The organism is Streptomyces sp. W1SF4 (genome assembly GCF_003950035.1).
Classification (GTDB): Bacteria; Actinomycetota; Actinomycetes; order Streptomycetales; family Streptomycetaceae; genus Streptomyces; species Streptomyces racemochromogenes.
On sequence record NZ_CP034350.1, the window covers coordinates 3024117 to 3039797 of the forward strand.

At 73.2% G+C, this 15681-nt stretch carries 14 protein-coding genes; 3 read left to right on the forward strand and 11 right to left on the reverse strand.

Annotated elements, in window-relative coordinates:
• Position 1: 1 nt before the first annotated feature.
• Positions 2-1303: a glycosyltransferase family 87 protein gene (locus tag D1J60_RS13985; RefSeq protein ID WP_125821319.1), complete on the forward strand. Its 1302-nt coding sequence runs from the start codon at positions 2-4 to the stop codon at positions 1301-1303.
• A gap of 6 nt (positions 1304-1309) precedes the next feature.
• On the opposite strand, the gene D1J60_RS13990 is transcribed toward D1J60_RS13985, so the two are convergent.
• The 4 genes from D1J60_RS13990 to D1J60_RS14005 form a co-directional block, all read right to left on the reverse strand.
• Positions 1310-2377, reverse strand: a complete 1068-nt coding sequence (locus D1J60_RS13990) for a membrane dipeptidase (protein WP_164720896.1) — start codon at positions 2375-2377, stop codon at positions 1310-1312.
• A gap of 142 nt (positions 2378-2519) precedes the next feature.
• The gene (locus D1J60_RS13995; protein WP_125821321.1) at positions 2520-3698 is read right to left on the reverse strand and encodes a dipeptidase; all 1179 of its coding nucleotides are present in this window, start codon (positions 3696-3698) and stop codon (positions 2520-2522) included.
• The gene (purE, locus tag D1J60_RS14000; protein WP_125821322.1) at positions 3695-4222 is read right to left on the reverse strand and encodes a 5-(carboxyamino)imidazole ribonucleotide mutase; all 528 of its coding nucleotides are present in this window, start codon (positions 4220-4222) and stop codon (positions 3695-3697) included. The genes D1J60_RS13995 and purE overlap by 4 nt, the downstream gene beginning before the upstream one ends.
• Entirely contained in the window at positions 4219-5358 is a 1140-nt protein-coding gene (locus D1J60_RS14005) for a 5-(carboxyamino)imidazole ribonucleotide synthase (protein ID WP_125597913.1), read from the reverse strand. The genes purE and D1J60_RS14005 overlap by 4 nt, the downstream gene beginning before the upstream one ends.
• A 209-nt stretch (positions 5359-5567) precedes the next feature.
• Between D1J60_RS14005 and D1J60_RS14010 the strand changes: the two genes are divergently transcribed.
• Entirely contained in the window at positions 5568-6104 is a 537-nt protein-coding gene (locus D1J60_RS14010; protein ID WP_125597916.1) for a GtrA family protein, read from the forward strand.
• Positions 6105-6118: 14 nt separating this feature from the next.
• On the opposite strand, the gene D1J60_RS14015 is transcribed toward D1J60_RS14010, so the two are convergent.
• Together D1J60_RS14015 and D1J60_RS14020 are read right to left on the reverse strand one after the other, a co-directional pair.
• Positions 6119-7384: an ATP-binding protein gene (locus tag D1J60_RS14015; RefSeq protein ID WP_125597918.1), complete on the reverse strand. Its 1266-nt coding sequence runs from the start codon at positions 7382-7384 to the stop codon at positions 6119-6121.
• A gap of 10 nt (positions 7385-7394) precedes the next feature.
• Positions 7395-8072, reverse strand: a complete 678-nt coding sequence (locus D1J60_RS14020; protein ID WP_125597921.1) for a response regulator transcription factor — start codon at positions 8070-8072, stop codon at positions 7395-7397.
• 471 nt (positions 8073-8543) lie between these two features.
• Here D1J60_RS14020 and D1J60_RS14025 point away from each other — a divergent pair, with 471 nt between their 5' ends.
• Positions 8544-10061, forward strand: coding sequence for an oligopeptide:H+ symporter (locus D1J60_RS14025; protein WP_125821323.1), 1518 nt, complete (start codon positions 8544-8546; stop codon positions 10059-10061).
• 73 nt (positions 10062-10134) lie between these two features.
• On the opposite strand, the gene D1J60_RS37250 is transcribed toward D1J60_RS14025, so the two are convergent.
• From D1J60_RS37250 to hutI, 5 genes are all read right to left on the reverse strand, one after another.
• On the reverse strand, positions 10135-11487 hold the full coding sequence (locus D1J60_RS37250; RefSeq protein ID WP_164720897.1) for a hypothetical protein: 1353 nt from the start codon (positions 11485-11487) through the stop codon (positions 10135-10137).
• Positions 11484-12575 carry a hypothetical protein gene (locus D1J60_RS14035; protein WP_125821324.1) on the reverse strand — a complete coding sequence of 364 codons (1092 nt, stop codon included), beginning with the start codon at positions 12573-12575 and terminating at the stop codon, positions 11484-11486. Before D1J60_RS14035 ends, D1J60_RS37250 begins: the two co-directional genes overlap by 4 nt.
• Positions 12572-13630, reverse strand: a complete 1059-nt coding sequence (locus D1J60_RS14040; RefSeq protein WP_125821325.1) for a hypothetical protein — start codon at positions 13628-13630, stop codon at positions 12572-12574. The genes D1J60_RS14035 and D1J60_RS14040 overlap by 4 nt, the downstream gene beginning before the upstream one ends.
• A 16-nt stretch (positions 13631-13646) precedes the next feature.
• Entirely contained in the window at positions 13647-14348 is a 702-nt protein-coding gene (locus D1J60_RS14045) for an LPXTG cell wall anchor domain-containing protein (protein ID WP_125821326.1), read from the reverse strand.
• Positions 14349-14486: 138 nt separating this feature from the next.
• A complete protein-coding gene (hutI, locus tag D1J60_RS14050; protein ID WP_125821327.1) occupies positions 14487-15665 on the reverse strand; it encodes an imidazolonepropionase in 1179 nt (392 codons plus the stop codon).
• Positions 15666-15681 lie beyond the last annotated feature (16 nt).

Sequence of the window (15681 nt, forward strand, 5' to 3'; positions counted from 1 at the left end):
CATGACGACGACCAGCAGCCTCCCCGCCGACCCGGCCGCGCCGGCCACGGCGCCGGGGCCCGCCGCGCACCGCCGGCGGACCTCCTTCGAAGCGGCCGCGCGCGGACGCGGCGCCCTCGCCGGCATCGCCGGCTTCTGGCTGGCCAGCCGGGCCGCGATGCTCTGGATGCTCGTCAACGACTTCTTCAGCTCGAACCTCGTACGCGTGGAGGTCACCGCGACCTACCACAACTGGTACGACGTCCTGTCCACCTGGACGCTGCCGCAGAACGACATCATGTGGCAGTACCCGCCGGCCGCCGCGGCGGTCTTCCTCTCCCCCGACCTGCTGCCGTTCCTCACCTACTTCCAGGCCTTCGTGGCCCTGACGGTGCTCTGCGACGGCGTGGTCCTGCTCGGCCTCGTCCGGGCGGCGCGCAGGAGCGACGGCAGCATGGCCGGCGCCCTGCTGTGGCTGGCGGCGCTGCCGATGATGATGGCGACCCCGTTCGCGCGCTACGACATCCAGGTCACCCTGCTCGCGGTCTTCGCGCTGCTCGCGCTGCGCAGCCGCCCCCGGGCCGGCGGGGTCGTCGCCGGCATCGGCGCGATGGTCAAGGTGTGGCCGCTGCTGACCCTGCTCGGCACCCCGCGCGGCAGGTCGACGCGGGACGCCGTCGTCGCGGCCGCGCTGTCCTGCGTGGCGCTGCTCGCCGTCTTCGCGGCGCTGTTCAGCGACACGCTCGGCTTCCTCGGCAACCAGGGCGACCGCGGCGTGCAGGTCGAGTCCCTCGGCGGCTCCGTCCTGATGGCGGCCCGCTTCCTGGACCTGTGGCCCGGCTGGATCGACTTCCAGTACGGGGCCTTCGAGTACATCGGCCCGTACGTGGCGGACATCGCGCGGGCCTCGCTCGCCCTGACCCTGGCCGGCTTCCTGCTGCTCCTGCTGTGGCGCGTCCGGGCGAACCACTGGACGAGCGCGACGCCTTTCGACGCCGCGCTCTGCGCGATCCTGGTCTTCACGGTCACCAGCCGCGTCATCAGCCCGCAGTACATGATCTGGCTGCTCGGCCTCGCCGCGGTCTGCCTGACCTCCAGGAACACCACCCAGCGCCCGGTCGCCTGGCTGCTCGTCGCCGCCAACGCGCTGACCACGCTGATCTTCCCGGTCTGGTACGCGGACATCCTCGCCACCAGCGCGCTCGGCACGGCCTTGCTGTGCCTGCGCAACGGCCTCCTGCTCTACGCCACGGTGTGGTCCGTGGTCCGGCTGTGGAAGGCGACCGTCCGGCGCGGGCCGGCGCCGGAGGCCGCTGCGGCCTAGGGGGCCCTAGGGCGCTCTGCGGTGCTGGGCGGCGCGGGCCGTGAACTCCGCGTCGCGCAGCACCCTCTGGGCGTTGCCCCAGGTCAGCAGGGCCAGGTCGGATTCCGTCCAGCCGCGTTCCAGGAGTTCCGCGATCAGGTGCGGGTAGCCCGAGGGGTCCGCGAGGCCGGCCGGGCGGGGCCCGCCCCGCTCGGCGCCGAAGGCCGCGCCGAGTCCGACGCCCTCCGGGCCCGCGATGGCCCGTACGTGGTCCAGGTGGTCGGCCACCGCGTGCAGGGAGTCCCCGGTCCGGGCGGTGTCGAAGGTGACCATCGCCAGGCCGTTCGCCGCCCGCAGCGCGAGCAGCACCTCGTCGGTGACGTTGCCCGGATGCGGGTTGAGGGCGGCGGCCCCCGTGTTCGAGATGATCACCGGTGCCTTGGACGCCGCCGCGAGCTGGCAGGCGGCGGCCGGCGGGCAGCCCGTCAGGTCCAGCAGCATCGCCAGCCGGTTCACCTCCTTGACCACCTCGTGGCCGAAGGCCGTCAGACCCTCCTCGGCCCAGGGGGCGCCGGCGGGCGCGAGGAGGCGCACGCCCAGCGCATGGAAGGCCCGCAGCGCGCCGAGGGAGTCGGTGAGCGTACTGCCGGGGACGGGGCCGAGGAACGAGGCGATCCGGCCCCGGTTGCGGGCGTCGGCCATGTCGTCGGCGCTCAGCGCCAGGCACAGGCTGTCGGGGTAGCGGCGCATCAGGGACCGCGCCACGTCGATCTGTTCGAGGGTGTCGGACACCACCTGGTCGGCGGCGGCGTCCGGGCGGGGCCGGCCCGGGGGCACGAGCAGCGTCCAGAACTGGGCGCCCACCCCGCCGGCGCGGAGCCGGGGGATGTCGGTGTCGACGCCGGTGTCGGGGGTGTCGATGTCGTGGTACGGGCTCTGGCGCAGGGTCCAGACGAGGGTGTTGCACCCGTCCGCGACGGGATGGACGGCGAGCAGCTCGGCTGCGCGGTCGAGGGCGCCGCCCGTGAAGGCGGGAGCGGGGACGTCTTCGGCTCCGACGCCCACGGAGTGGGGTTCATCCTGCAGATCGGCCATGGCAGTGGCTCCGGTCTCGGCGGCAGCAGGGAGAGAAGGTGCTGCCACCGTGCCACGCGGTGCACCGGGGCCGCCCGGCGGATGTGGCGTTCGGGTGGTTCCCCCTGCCCCGGCCCGGGCCGGGGCAGGGTGGGGCCGGGGGTCAGGGGTGGGCGTTCGAGGGGCCCGTGGTGGCCGAGAGGGCGCGGGAGGTCGATTCCGCGTCGCGCAGCACCCGTACCGCGTTGGACCAGGTCAGCTTCGCCAGGTCGGCCCGGGACCAGCCGCGCCCGATCAGCTCCGCGATCAGGTTCGGGTAGCCCGACACGTCGTCCAGCCCCGCCGGGGTGAACGCGGTGCCGTCGAAGTCGCCGCCGATGCCGACGTGGTCGATGCCGGCCACCTCGCGCATGTGGTCCAGGTGGTCGGCGACGGTGGCGGCGGTGGCCACCGGGCGCGGCCGGGCCGCCTCGAACTCCCGGTGCAGGGCCATCGCCTCCGGGGTGGTGTCGAGGTGGTGGAAGCCGTGCGCGCGCAGGTTCTCGTCCGCCGCCAGGGTCCACTCGACGGCGGCGGGGAGGATGAACTTGGGCACGAACGTGGCCATCGCCACCCCGCCGTTGCCGGGCAGCCGCTCCAGCACGTCGTCGGGGACGTTGCGCGGGTGGTCGCAGACCGCGCGCGCCGAGGAGTGCGAGAAGATCACCGGCGCCCGGGAGGTGTCGAGGGCGTCGCGCATCGTCGTCGCGGCGACGTGCGAGAGGTCCACGAGCATCCCGATGCGGTTCATCTCGCGCACCACCTCGCGGCCGAAGCGGGTGAGCCCGCCGTGGCGGGGTTCGTCGGTCGCCGAGTCCGCCCAGTCGATGGTGTCGTTGTGGGTGAGCGTCATGTACCGCACGCCCAGCTGGTGCAGGGCGCGGAGGGTGGCGAGCGAGTTGTTGATGGAGTGCCCGCCCTCGGCACCCATCAGCGAGGCGATCCGGCCCTCGGCGCGGGCCGCCTCCATGTCGTCCGCCGTCAGCGCGCGCACCAGCGAGTCCGGGTAACGGGTGATCAGCTGGCCGACGGCGTCGATCTGCTCCAGGGTGGCGCTGACCGCCTCGTCGCCGCTGTAGTCGGAGCGCACGTACACGGACCAGAACTGGGCGCCGACCCCGCCGGCGCGGAGCCGGGGCAGGTCGGTGTGCAGGTGGTCCGACTGGTCGCCGGCGATGTCCCGCCGGTCGAGGTCGTAGCGGACCTGCTGGCGCAGCGCCCAGGGCAGGTCGTTGTGCCCGTCGACGACCGGGTACTCGGTGAGCAGCTCCCGGGCCTGCGCCAGCAGGTCCGCCGCGCTCACTTGCCGAACCCGAAGGAGCCCGAGCCCGCGACCTTCGTCCGCAGCCGCTTGCCCTTCTCGGTGGCCTGGTCGTTCAGCTCCTGCTGGAACTCGCGCATCCGGCCGAGCAGCTCCGGGTCGTGCGCGGCCAGCATGCGTACGGCCAGCAGGCCCGCGTTGCGCGCTCCGGCGACGGAGACGGTCGCGACGGGGACCCCGGCGGGCATCTGCACGATCGACAGCAGCGAGTCCATGCCGTCGAGGTACTTCAGCGGGACCGGCACGCCGATGACGGGCAGCGGGGTGACGGAGGCGAGCATCCCGGGCAGGTGGGCGGCTCCGCCCGCGCCCGCGATGATCGCCTTCAGGCCGCGGCCGGCTGCCTGCTCGCCGTACGCCACCATCTCGCGCGGCATGCGGTGGGCGGAGACGACGTCGACCTCGTAGGGGATCTCGAACTCGTCCAGGGCCTGGGCCGCGGCCTCCATGACCGGCCAGTCGGAGTCCGAGCCCATGACGATGCCTACGACGGGGGAGGTGCTCATTCGGTGATCGTTCCTCTGAGGTAGCCGGCTGCGTGACGTGCGCGCTCCAGCACATCGTCCAGGTCGTCGCCGTATGCGTTGACGTGGCCGACCTTGCGGCCGTGTTTCACGTCCTTGCCGTACATGTGGATCTTCACCTGCGGGTCGTGGGCCATGCAGTGCAGGTAGCCCGCGTACATGTCGGGGTAGTCCCCGCCGAGCACGTTCGCCATGACCGTCCAGCGGGCCCGGGGGCGCGGGTCGCCCAGGGGGAGGTCCAGGACCGCGCGGACGTGGTTGGCGAACTGGGAGGTGACCGCACCGTCCTGGGTCCAGTGGCCGCTGTTGTGCGGGCGCATGGCCAGTTCGTTGACGAGGATGCGGCCGTCGGTGGTCTCGAACAGCTCCACGGCCAGGTGGCCGGTCACGCCGAGTTCCTTGGCGATGCGCAGGGCCAGGGCCTGGGCCTCGCCGCCGAGGGCTTCGGAGAGGTCGGGGGCGGGGGCGATCACCGTGTCGCAGACCCCGTCCACCTGGATGGACTCGACGACGGGGTAGGCCACCGCCTGGCCGTGCGGGGAGCGGACGATGTTGGCGGCGAGCTCGCGGACGTAGTCCACCTTCTCCTCCGCCAGGACGGGGACGCCCGCCTTGAACGGCGCCTCCGCGTCCTCGGGGGTGCGGACGAACCACACGCCCTTGCCGTCGTACCCGCCGCGCACCGTCTTGAGGATGACGGGGAACCCGCCGACCTCCTGCGCGAAGGCCGCCACGTCCGCCGGATCGCTCACGATCCGGTGGCGGGGGCTGGGCGCGCCGATCTCGTCGAGCTTGGCGCGCATCACCCCCTTGTCCTGGGCGTGCACCAACGCGTCGGGCCCCGGCCGGACGGGGATGCCGTCCGACTCCAGGGCCCGGAGGTGCTCGGTGGGTACGTGCTCGTGATCGAAGGTGATCACGTCGCAGCCGCGCGCGAAGGCGCGCAACGTCTCCAGGTCGCGATAGTCGCCGATGACGACGTCGCTCACGACCTGGGCCGCCGAGTCCTGTGGGGTGTCACTGAGGATCTTGAATCTGATGCCGAGGGGGATACCCGCCTCGTGGGTCATGCGGGCGAGCTGTCCGCCGCCGACCATGCCGACTACCGGGAACGTCACGCCTCCAGGGTATCCGGCGGTATTCCGCCATTCGGACGTGACCCTGGCGCGGACCCGCCGGTGGCCCCCGAGGGCCCCGTGTGCCGTGCGTCGCACGGGGTGCCGGGGCGCGGACTCCCGCCGCGGGGGACACTTAGCATGGTGTGGTTGACGAGATCGGGTGACGCGCCGCCGCGGGGCGACGACGACGGACAGGACTGAACCATCACATGAGCAGCACGCCGAACGCCGTACCGCTGTCCGAGCGCCTGCGCGGTCTCGCCCGGGAGGCCGTCAAGTTCGGGGCGGTCGGCGGAGCGGGCGTCCTGGTCAACTTCGGCGTCTTCAACCTGCTGCGCAACACGACCGACCTGCAGACGGTGCGCGCGAACGTCATAGCCATCGTGGTCGCGATCATCACGAACTACGTGGGGTTCCGCTACTTCACCTACCGTGACCGCGACCTGGGCAGCCGGCGCCGCGAGATGCTCCTCTTCGTCCTGTTCAGCGGGATCGGCATGGTCATCGAGAGCGGCGTGCTCTACGTCGGCACGTACGGCTTCGGCTTCGACGGCTCGCTCGCCAACAACGTCTTCAAGTTCGTCGGCATGGGCGTGGCGACCGTGTTCCGCTTCTGGTCCTACCGGACCTGGGTCTTCAAGGCCCTGCCCACGCCGGCCGCGCACTCGCTGGTCGTCGAGCAGCGCGACGGGCACGAAGAGCCCGCGACCCCCCGGACCCCCGAGCCCGCCGCCAACCAGGGCTGACGGCCCCCCGACGGCTACCTGACCGTACGCTCCGGCTCCGCGCGCTCCGGGGCGGTGCGGCTGAGGAAGAGCGCGAACACCGGCGGCCGGCTCTGGAGCAGTTCCAGACGGCCGCCGTCCGCTTCCGCGAGGTCCCGGGCGACGGCCAGGCCGATGCCGGTGGAGTTGCGGCCGCTGATGGCCCGCTCGAAGATCCGGTTGCCGAGGTCGGGCGGGACGCCGGGGCCCTCGTCCGTGACCTCGATGACGGCCTGGTTGCCGGTCACGCGGGTGCGCAGGGCGACGGTGCCGCCGCCGTGCATCAGCGCGTTCTCCACGAGGGTCGCCAGGACCTGGGAGACCGCCCCGGGGGTGCCGACGGCCCGCATGCCGGTCTTGCCGGAGCGGACCACGGCCCGGCCGGCGCTGCGGTAGGCGGGCCGCCACTCCTCCACCTGCTGCTTGACGACCTCGTCCAGGTCGAAGGGGACCGCCGAGCCGGTCCGCGGGTCCCGGGAGTTCGTCAGCAGCCGCTGCACCACGTCCGTGAGCCGCTCCACCTGGGTGAGGGCGATGCTCGCCTCCTCCCGTACGGTCTCCAGGTCGTCGGTGACCGTGATCTCCTCCAGCCGCATCGACAGGGCGGTCAGGGGGGTGCGCAGCTGGTGGGAGGCGTCGGCGGCCAGGCGCCGCTCGGCGGTCAGCATGCGGGCGATCCGCTCGGCGCTGGAGTCCAGCACGTCGGCGACGCGGTCCAGCTCGGGGACCCCGTAGCGCTTGTGCCGGGGCCGCGGGTCGCCCGAGCCGAGCCGTTCGGCGGTCTCGGCGAGGTCGGTGAGCGGGGAGGCCAGCCGGTTGGCCTGGCGTACGGCGAGCAGTACGGCCGCGACGACGGCCAGCAGCGCCACCGCGCCGACCACCGCCAGGGTCCGCCCGACCTCCTTGGTGACGGTGGCCCGGGACTCCTCGACCACCACGTGCATGCCCTGTTCGCCGCGGGCGGTGCCGCGGATGACGCTGTCCTCGATCCGGTCGCCGACCTCGACGACCGGCCGGCCGGGGACGGTGATGCGGGCGTACGTGCCGAGGTCGAGCTGCTCGGCGAGGGCGCCCGCGTCGACGGGCTTGTGCTCCAGGGCGTCCGCCTCGACGATGCCGAGCAGCCGCAGCGCCTCGGAGCCGATGCGGTCCTGGGCGCTGCTGGTGATGGTCCGGGTCTCCACGATGACGAGGGAGACCCCGAACACGGCGATCACGACGAGCACCACGGCGAGCGTGGAGTTGATGAGGCGGCGGCGCATGCCCTGGGTGTCAGCTCTTCTCGAAGCGGAAGCCGACGCCGCGGACGGTCGCGATGTAGCGGGGGTTGGCGGCGTCGTCGCCGAGCTTCTTGCGCAGCCAGGAGATGTGCATGTCGAGGGTCTTGGTGGAGGACCACCAGGTGGTGTCCCAGACCTCGCGCATCAGCTGGTCGCGGGTGACGACCCGGCCGGCGTCGCGGACCAGGACGCGCAGCAGGTCGAACTCCTTGGCGGTGAGCTGGAGCTCCTCCTCCCCCATCCAGGCGCGGTGCGACTCGACGTCGATGCGCACGCCGTGGGTGGCGGGGGCCTGGCTGGCCTCGCCCGCGCCGCGCCGCAGCAGGGCCCGTACGCGGGCCAGCAGCTCGGCGAGGCGGAAGGGCTTGGTCACGTAGTCGTCGGCGCCGGCGTCGAGGCCGACGACGGTGTCGACCTCGTCGGCCCGGGCGGTCAGCACCAGGATGGGGAAGCCGTGACCCTCGGCGCGCAGTCGCCGGGCCACCTCCAGGCCGTCCATGCCGGGCAGGCCGAGGTCCAGGACGACGAGGTCGACGCCGCCCTGCAGTCCGGCGTCCAGGGCGGTGGGGCCGTCCTCCCGGACCTCGACCTCGTACCCTTCCCGGCGCAGGGCGCGGGCGAGGGGTTCCGAGATGGATGCGTCGTCCTCGGCGAGCAGTACACGCGTCATGTGGGTGATGGTAGTCCGCGGCGGCTGAAAGCAGGCGCTTGCCCGCACACCCCTCTCGAACTGGGGTTATGGACTACTACCCGCCTTCGAACATGACGTATCGGTTCCCGGAATGCCTGTGATCCATCTCTCAAGCCCTTCCATATGCATCGGTGCCCTGTCGTATGGTGGCGGAACGCCCGATGCACTACCGAGGGGATATTTGCGCTCAAATCCGCGCGAAGAACCTCAAATTCTGCTCTGGTCGGTTCATTCCGGCCCAGATGACAGTGAATGACCTATGGGCCGGGCCCGGCGCGCGAGGAGGCGCGCGGGGCGTGGATCCCGGTTACGGCTGCCCCGTCACCCCGCCATAGCGGGACACGAGACCCCAGGGCGTGGGGTGGGACATCCGTCGCCGGTGCCGGCCAACCCCCACCGGGCGCTGAACAGCTCACGAAGCCAAGCGTCCCGAGCAAGCAAGGATCGACCATGGCTTCCAGCCTGACGAAGGACTCGGCGACTCCGGCGCCCGAAAAGACCTTCTTCGGCCACCCCCGTGGCCTGGCCACTCTGTTCATGACCGAGATGTGGGAGCGGTTCTCCTACTACGGCATGCGGGCCCTTCTCGTCTACTACCTGGTCTCGGGCGGCGCCGACGCCGCCACGGGCAGCCAGGGCGGCGGTCTGGCCATGACCGCGGCGACGACCACGGCCATCTACTCCGTGTACGTCTCGATGGTCTACCTGATGGCCATGCCCGGCGGCTGGTTCGGTGACCGCGTCTGGGGCGCCCGCAAGACGGTCGCCATCGCCGGCTTCATCATCATGGCGGGTCACCTCTCCCTGGCGCTCCCCGGCCAGGCGATGTTCTTCGTCGGTCTGATCCTGGTCGCGGCGGGCTCCGGTCTGCTGAAGGCCAACATCTCCACGATGGTCGGCCACCTCTACGACGGTCCGGACGACCCGCGCCGTGACGGTGGCTTCACCCTCTTCTACATCGGCATCAACCTCGGTGCCTTCGTCGCTCCCTTCGTCGTCGGCACGATCGGCAAGGAGCACAACTGGCACCTCGGCTTCGCGCTCGCGGCCGTCGGCATGGGCCTGGGCCTCGCCCAGTTCCTGATCGGCACCAAGAACCTGAGCCCGAAGAGCAGCCAGGTCCCGAACCCGCTGACGCCGGAAGAGCGCAAGGCCGTCCTGACCAAGGGCGCCCTGGTCGTCGTGGCCGTCGCCGTCTTCTACGGCGCCGTCGTCGCCCTGGGCATGTACACGCTCAACTGGGCCCTGGTCCCGCTGACGCTGGCCGGCCTGCTCATCCCGATCGCCGTCCTGGTCCGCATCAAGCGCGACAAGGACCTCTCTGGCGCCGAGCAGTCGAAGATGACGGCCTACATCTGGTTCTTCATCGCCGCCGCCGTCTTCTGGATGATCTACGACCAGGGTGGCTCCACGCTGTCCCTGTTCGCCGACTCCAAGACCGCCGACACCGTCTTCGGCTTCGAGTTCTCGGCCACCTGGTACCAGTCGCTGAACCCGCTGTTCGTGATGGCGCTGGCCCCGGTCTTCGCCTGGGCGTGGCTGTGGCTGGCGCGCAAGAACCAGGAGCCGAACACCATCGTGAAGTTCGCGATGGGCCTGGTCCTGATCGGCGCCTCGTTCTTCGTCTTCATCGTCCCGATGGGCATGGCGACGGGCGACACCAAGGTCTCCCCGATGTGGCTCGTCTCGATCTACATGATCCAGACCATCGGTGAGCTGTGCGTCTCCCCGGTCGGCCTCTCGGTCACCACCAAGATGGCCCCGCAGAAGTACGCCTCCCAGATGATGGGCGTCTGGTTCCTCGCGGTCACCGCCGGTGACTGCACCACCAGTCTGCTCTCCATCGCCGGTGTCGACCTGAACGGCACGTGGGTGATCGGCTTCCAGGCCGCCGCCGCGGCCCTGGCCGGCTTCGCGGTCTACACGTACCGCAAGAAGGTCCAGGCCCTCATGGGCGACGTGCACTGACGCACCCCGCACGAACGCGCAACGGCCCGGCACACCGGAAGGTGTGCCGGGCCGTTGCGCGTTCCGGGGTCCGTCAGCGGGTGCCGCGCAGGCGGCGCCACGGGGTGAAGGTGAAGACCGCGCCGCCGAGGAGGATCACGGTGCCCGCGACCAGCCCGAGGGCCTTGAGGCCGCCGTCGTCGTCGGCGCCGGTCTCGGCGAGGCCGCCCGGGCCGGCGCTGCCGGAGGCCGCGGAGCCGGAGGAGGTGGAGCCGGAGCCGCCCGGCTGGGCGGTGGTGTCCAGCTCCAGGGAGACACCGCTGCCGGTCGCCTTGCAGGGCACGTTGATCGGGGTCGAGCCCGGGGCCATCGTGACGTCGATCGTCAGCTGGTCGGGGCTCAGCGTCACCTTGCCCGACTTGCCGGGCTTGTAGGTGCCCGTCATGTCGCTGAGGCTGACCGGTGCCTTGTCCGGGATCGGCTCGGCGTTGGCCGGGCCGGTGACCTTGACCGTGCCGCTGTCGGCGCCGCCGAGCTTGATGTCCATGGAGGGCTTGAGGGCCCCCGCGGGCAGGGCCATGGGGGCGGCCATGGCACCCTTCGCGGTCTTGACGGTGAGGTCGAAGGCGCCGCCGGCGTTCTTCCTGGCGTTGACGGTGACCGGGGTCTTGATGCCGCCGGGGACGACCGCGCCGCAGTCGTACGCCACCTCGACCGCCTTGCCCGGGAAGTCGGTCTGACCGCCGCTGCCGCCGGTGCCTCCGCCCGAGCCGCCCGTGGTCGCGCCGCCGGTGGTGGTGCCGCCCGTCGTCGTACCGCCGGTGGTGGTGCCGCCCGTCGTCGTACCGCCGGTGGTGGTGCCGCCGGTCGTCGTACCGCCCGTCGTCGTGCCGCCCGTGCCGCCGCCGTCCGTCACGTCGATGACCGCCCCGCCCTTCACCTCGCCCACCGGGGCGCACTTGGTGACGAAGGTGCCGAAGGAGAAGGTCACCGCGACCTCGTACTTGCCGGGGGTCACGGTGATCTTGCCGGCCTTGGTCAGCTTCAGCTTGCCCTTCATGGTGGACATCACCATGGGGGCCTTCTTCGGGATCTCCGGGTTCTTCTTCTCCCCGACGACCTTGACCTCCCCTCCCCCGCCGCCGACGGTGAGCCAGCCCGTGGGCTGGACCGAGTCCTTCGGGATCACCATCAGGTCCGTGTTGTTCGAGGCCGGCTTCACCGTCTCCCACGACACGTCGACCTCGTCGCCGACCTTGGCCGCAGCCGGTGCGGTGATCTTGGCGGTGGTCTCGCCCTCCACCGGGTCGCCGCCGCCGGCCGGCGGCACGCACTTGACCTTGAACGTGGCTTCGGCGGCCTGGGCGGGGGAAGCCGCCACGGCGACACCCGCGCCGCTGAGCAGCAGCGCGACCAAGGCCGCGCTCGCCCTCCGTTGGGTCTTCACGATGGTCCCTTCGTCGTCGGACTGTGATCGGACGGTGCGGATGTCTGTGGGGGTCCCGCGTCCCGCGGTTCCGGCTGCGGGGTGAACCAGGGGAGCGCCGGCGGCCGAGCCCCGGCGGCCCCGGCGGCCGTGACCCGGGGCAGCCGGGCGGTCACCGCCGCCGGGTCCGGGGCGGCCTTCGGGCCCCGGTGGCGGCCGGGGGTACCCGCGCGGGGGCGGACCCGGTCGACGACGGCCATGCCCGCACGGAAGAGCGCCGTCGGGATGACCACCAGCAGCAGGCCCCAGAAGAGCAGCACCCCGTACGGGCGGTCCACGCCCCAGGGCTGGGCGGCCAGGACCGTGTCCCCGTACTTGAGGGAGACGGTGTAGTCGCCGTGGGCGCCCGCCGGCAGGGCCACCTCCAGCGCGACCTCCGCCTTGCCGCCGGGCGGGATCGTCCCCTTCCAGCGGGCCTCCTCCCACACCGGGGCGAAGACCCCCCGCGCGGTGCCGAGCTGGAAGACGGGGTCCTTGACCGGGGCCGAGCCGAGGTTGCCGACGGTGGCGGTGAACGTGCGGCCGGGCGGCGCGCCGAACCAGGTCAGCACCCCGTCCTCGCCCCTCAGCCGCACGCCCGTCAGCATCGCGAGGCGGGCCGTGCCGGACTCGGCGGGCAGGTCGGCCACCGGATGGCCGGTGATCCTGACCGGCACGGCCACCGTGGACTGGTCCCCGTTGACGGAGGTCACGTTGACCACGCACGGGCAGGGCTTGGGCGGCTCCGCGACCGGCAGCCGGGCGGTGAAACGGCCGTCGTCGGTGACGGAGACGGCCGTGCCGTCGGCGTTGGCGCAGCTGTTGGTGCCGCCGATCATGTTCTGGCCGCAGACCAGCAGCATGACCAGGGTCTTCGGCCGCCAGCCGGTGCCGGTGACCGTGATCTCGGTGCCCTTGGCCGCCTCCTGGAGGGACAGCGCCGCGGTGGGCTTGCCCTCGGCCGCGGCGGCCGGGGCGCCCGCCGCGAGCAGCGGCAGCAGGGCGAGGGCGAGCGCCGCCAGGGCCGCGCCGAGGGGGGATGCGGCCTTCGCGCCGGCCGTGCGGCTCACCTGGGTGCTCCCGTCAATTCGGTCAGCAGGGTCGGTCCCGTCGGCTCGTGGTCGTCCGCCGCCGCGTCCCCCTGGGTCGGCGCCTCCCGCGTCGCCGTGCGCCGGGTGCGCCGGGCCCGTACGAGGAGCAGCGCGGCCAGGGCGGTCCCGGCGAGGGCGAGCAGGGCGCCGGCGGCCAGGCCGGTGGCGCCGCCGGGGGCCAGCCAGGCTTCGGCCTCGGCGGTGGCCGGGGCGGCGCCGGGGGCGGTGGCGGTGAGGGTCAGGGCCACCCGGTCGAGGGCGGGCGCGTCGGGCCAGGGTTCGCTCAGCCGGGCCCGCCGGCCGGGCAGCAGCTCGACGGGCAGGGCGCGGGCGGGCCGGCCGGCCGGCTCGTGCAGGGCGGCCTCGGCGCGCAGGGCGAGTGCGGGGGTGAGGGTCACGTTGCCCCGGTTGACCAGGGTGTAGTCCACCGTGGTGGCCGGGCCGTGACCGCGTACGGAGACGTCCTCGACGGTGAGGGCGGCCACGGCCGGGCCATCGACGCGCAGGTGGATCCGTACGCCCGTCTCCCGGCCGGGCCCGCCTGCGACGACGGCGGCGGGGTGGTCGCCGGGCGGGGCCGCGGCCGGCACGGTGACGGTGAAGGGGACCACCGCGCGGGTCCGGGGCGGGAGCCTGACGGTGGCGGAGCCGCCGAAGCTGATCCACGATCCCGCGCCGGAGGCCCCCGGCGCGGCGGGGCGCACGGCGAGGGCGCCGTCCGGGGCGTTGTCGGCGTCGGCCCCGCGCAGGGTGACGGTGTACTCGCGGTCGCCGGGGTTGTCGAGGGCGAGGCGGTCCTCCAGGACGGTGCCGGCGGGCCCCGCGAGGTAGAAGTACGGCCGCGCCGCACCGGGCCGGGCGGTAGCGGGCGCGGCGGTCCAGCCGGGCCCGGCAGGCTCAGCGGGTGCGGCGGGCCCGGCGGCGGTAGCGGGCCCGGCGGACACGGCCGCGGCCGGGGCGGCGTGGAGGGTGGCCGCGGCGAGGAGGGCGGCGGCGAGCAGCCTGCGGCCGCGTCGTGCGGGGATGGGGGGCACGGGCGGGCGCCTCCGTTCAGGGCCGGGTGCGCTGGGGCTGCCGGCCGCGCCGGGTCAGCCAGAGCACCCCGGCGGCGCCGGAGAGGAGGACGGTGGCGCCGAGGGTGCCGAGGGCGAGGGCGGAGTCGGCGGGGCCGGTCTGCGGGAGGGTGTCCCCGCCACCGCCACCGCCGTCGCCGCCGGTCTGCGGGGCGCCGCCGCCGGCGGCGGTGACGTCCGTCTCCAGGGACGGCTTGGGGCTGTTGCCCGGGTTGCAGGTGGTGGTGGTCCCCATGGCCTTGATGGTGAGGACGCCCGCGGTGAAGGTGACCTTGCCGCTCTTCTTCGGGGTGTAGGTGCCCGACAGGTCGGTGATCCTGATGGGGGTGTTGGCGGGCACGGCCTCGGGGTTGGGCGGGCCGGAGACCGGCACGGAGACCTTCTCGGCGCCGTCGGTCATGATCACGGCGCTGGGGTTCATCGCGCCCTTGCCGAGCTCGATGGGGCTGGAGGAGACGCCCTTCTGGAAGGACATCGTCAGCTTGTAGCCGTCGCCCTCCTTGACGGCCTTGATGTCGATGGGCGAGACCGCCGACTTGTCCCCGATCGGGGTCTGGCACTTGTACTCGACGTCGACCACGTCGGCGTGGGCCGCGGGGGCGGCGAGCAGGACCGCGGACCCGGCGAGCGCGAGCGCGAGCGCCGGCGCGAGTGCGGTGGAGCGTTTCCGGTCGGACACCTTCGTCTTCCCCTCGGGCCACAAGTTACTGACGACACATCAGATCGGTGGCACAAGGTACGCCCGGGACCTCACGGAGGGAAGACAAAGGGCGAACGGCACTTCGGGCGGTCCGGCGGCCGGCGTTCCGGCCGCCGCTCAGGCGGCGCGGACCCCCCGCTGCCAGACGGCGGAGACCAGCGGCACGCCCGGGCGGTAGGCGAGGTGGACGTGGCTCGGGGCGTCGAGGAGCGCCAGGTCCGCGCGGGCGCCGGGCGCCAGCCGGCCGATGTCGTTCCGGCGCAGCGCGCGGGCCCCGCCGGCGGTGGCGGCCCACAGCGCCTCGTCGGGGGTCATGCCCATGTCCCGGACGGCGAGCGCGATGCAGAACGGCATGGAACTCGTGTACGAGGACCCGGGGTTGCAGTCGGTGGACAGGGCGACCGTGGCGCCCGCGTCGAGCAGCCGGCGGGCGTCGGGCCACTGGGCGCGGGTGGAGAACTCGGCGCCGGGCAGCAGGGTGGCGACGGTGGTCCCGGCGGCCTGGGCGAGGGCGTCCACGTCGGCGTCGGTGAGGTGGGTGCAGTGGTCGGCGGAGGCCGCCTCGAGCTCCACGGCGAGCTGCACGCCGGGCCCGTACGAGAGCTGGTTGGCGTGCACGCGCGGGATCAGCCCGGCGGCGGCGCCGGCGGTCAGGATCGCGCGGGCCTGGTCGCCGTCGAAGGCGCCCTTCTCGCAGAAGACGTCCACCCAGCGGGCGTACGGGGCGCAGGCGGCCAGCATCTCGCCGGTGACGAGGCCGACGTAGCCGGCCGGGTCGTCGGCGTAGTCCGGGGAGACGATGTGCGCGCCGAGGTAGGTGACCTCCTCGGTGTGCTGGGAGGCGATGCGCAGGGCGCGGGCCTCGTCGGCGACGGTGAGGCCGTAGCCGGACTTGGTCTCGAAGGTGGTGGTGCCCTGGCGGCGGGCCTCGTCGAGGTGGCGCAGCAGGTTGGCCTCCAGCTCCGCGTCGGTGGCGGCGCGGGTGGCGGCGACGGTGGTGCGGATGCCGCCGGCGGAGTAGCTGCGGCCGGACATCCGGGCGTTGAACTCGGCGGTGCGGTCGCCGGCGAAGACGAGGTGGCTGTGCGAGTCGACGAACCCGGGGATGACGGCGCGGCCCTGCGCGTCGAAGGACGCGTCGGCGGCGGGGGCCGAGGCGGCGGGGCCGGTCCAGACGACGGTGTCGCCGTCGATGACGAGGGCGGCGTCCTCGATCAGGCCGAGGGGGGTGCCGTCGCCCTGGGCGGGGTCGTTGGTGACGAGGCTGCCGATGCGGGTGATCAGGGTGGTGGACACGGGGTTCCTCTCGGGG

Coding starts and splice junctions, on each gene's coding strand:
- D1J60_RS13985 (WP_125821319.1), top strand. CDS start 2: ATGACGACGACCAGCAGCCTCCCCGCCGACCCGGCCGCGCCGGCCACG.
- D1J60_RS13990 (WP_164720896.1), bottom strand. CDS start 2,377: ATGGCCGATCTGCAGGATGAACCCCACTCCGTGGGCGTCGGAGCCGAA.
- purE (WP_125821322.1), bottom strand. CDS start 4,222: ATGAGCACCTCCCCCGTCGTAGGCATCGTCATGGGCTCGGACTCCGAC.
- D1J60_RS14010 (WP_125597916.1), top strand. CDS start 5,568: ATGAGCAGCACGCCGAACGCCGTACCGCTGTCCGAGCGCCTGCGCGGT.
- D1J60_RS14015 (WP_125597918.1), bottom strand. CDS start 7,384: ATGCGCCGCCGCCTCATCAACTCCACGCTCGCCGTGGTGCTCGTCGTG.
- D1J60_RS14020 (WP_125597921.1), bottom strand. CDS start 8,072: ATGACGCGTGTACTGCTCGCCGAGGACGACGCATCCATCTCGGAACCC.
- D1J60_RS14025 (WP_125821323.1), top strand. CDS start 8,544: ATGGCTTCCAGCCTGACGAAGGACTCGGCGACTCCGGCGCCCGAAAAG.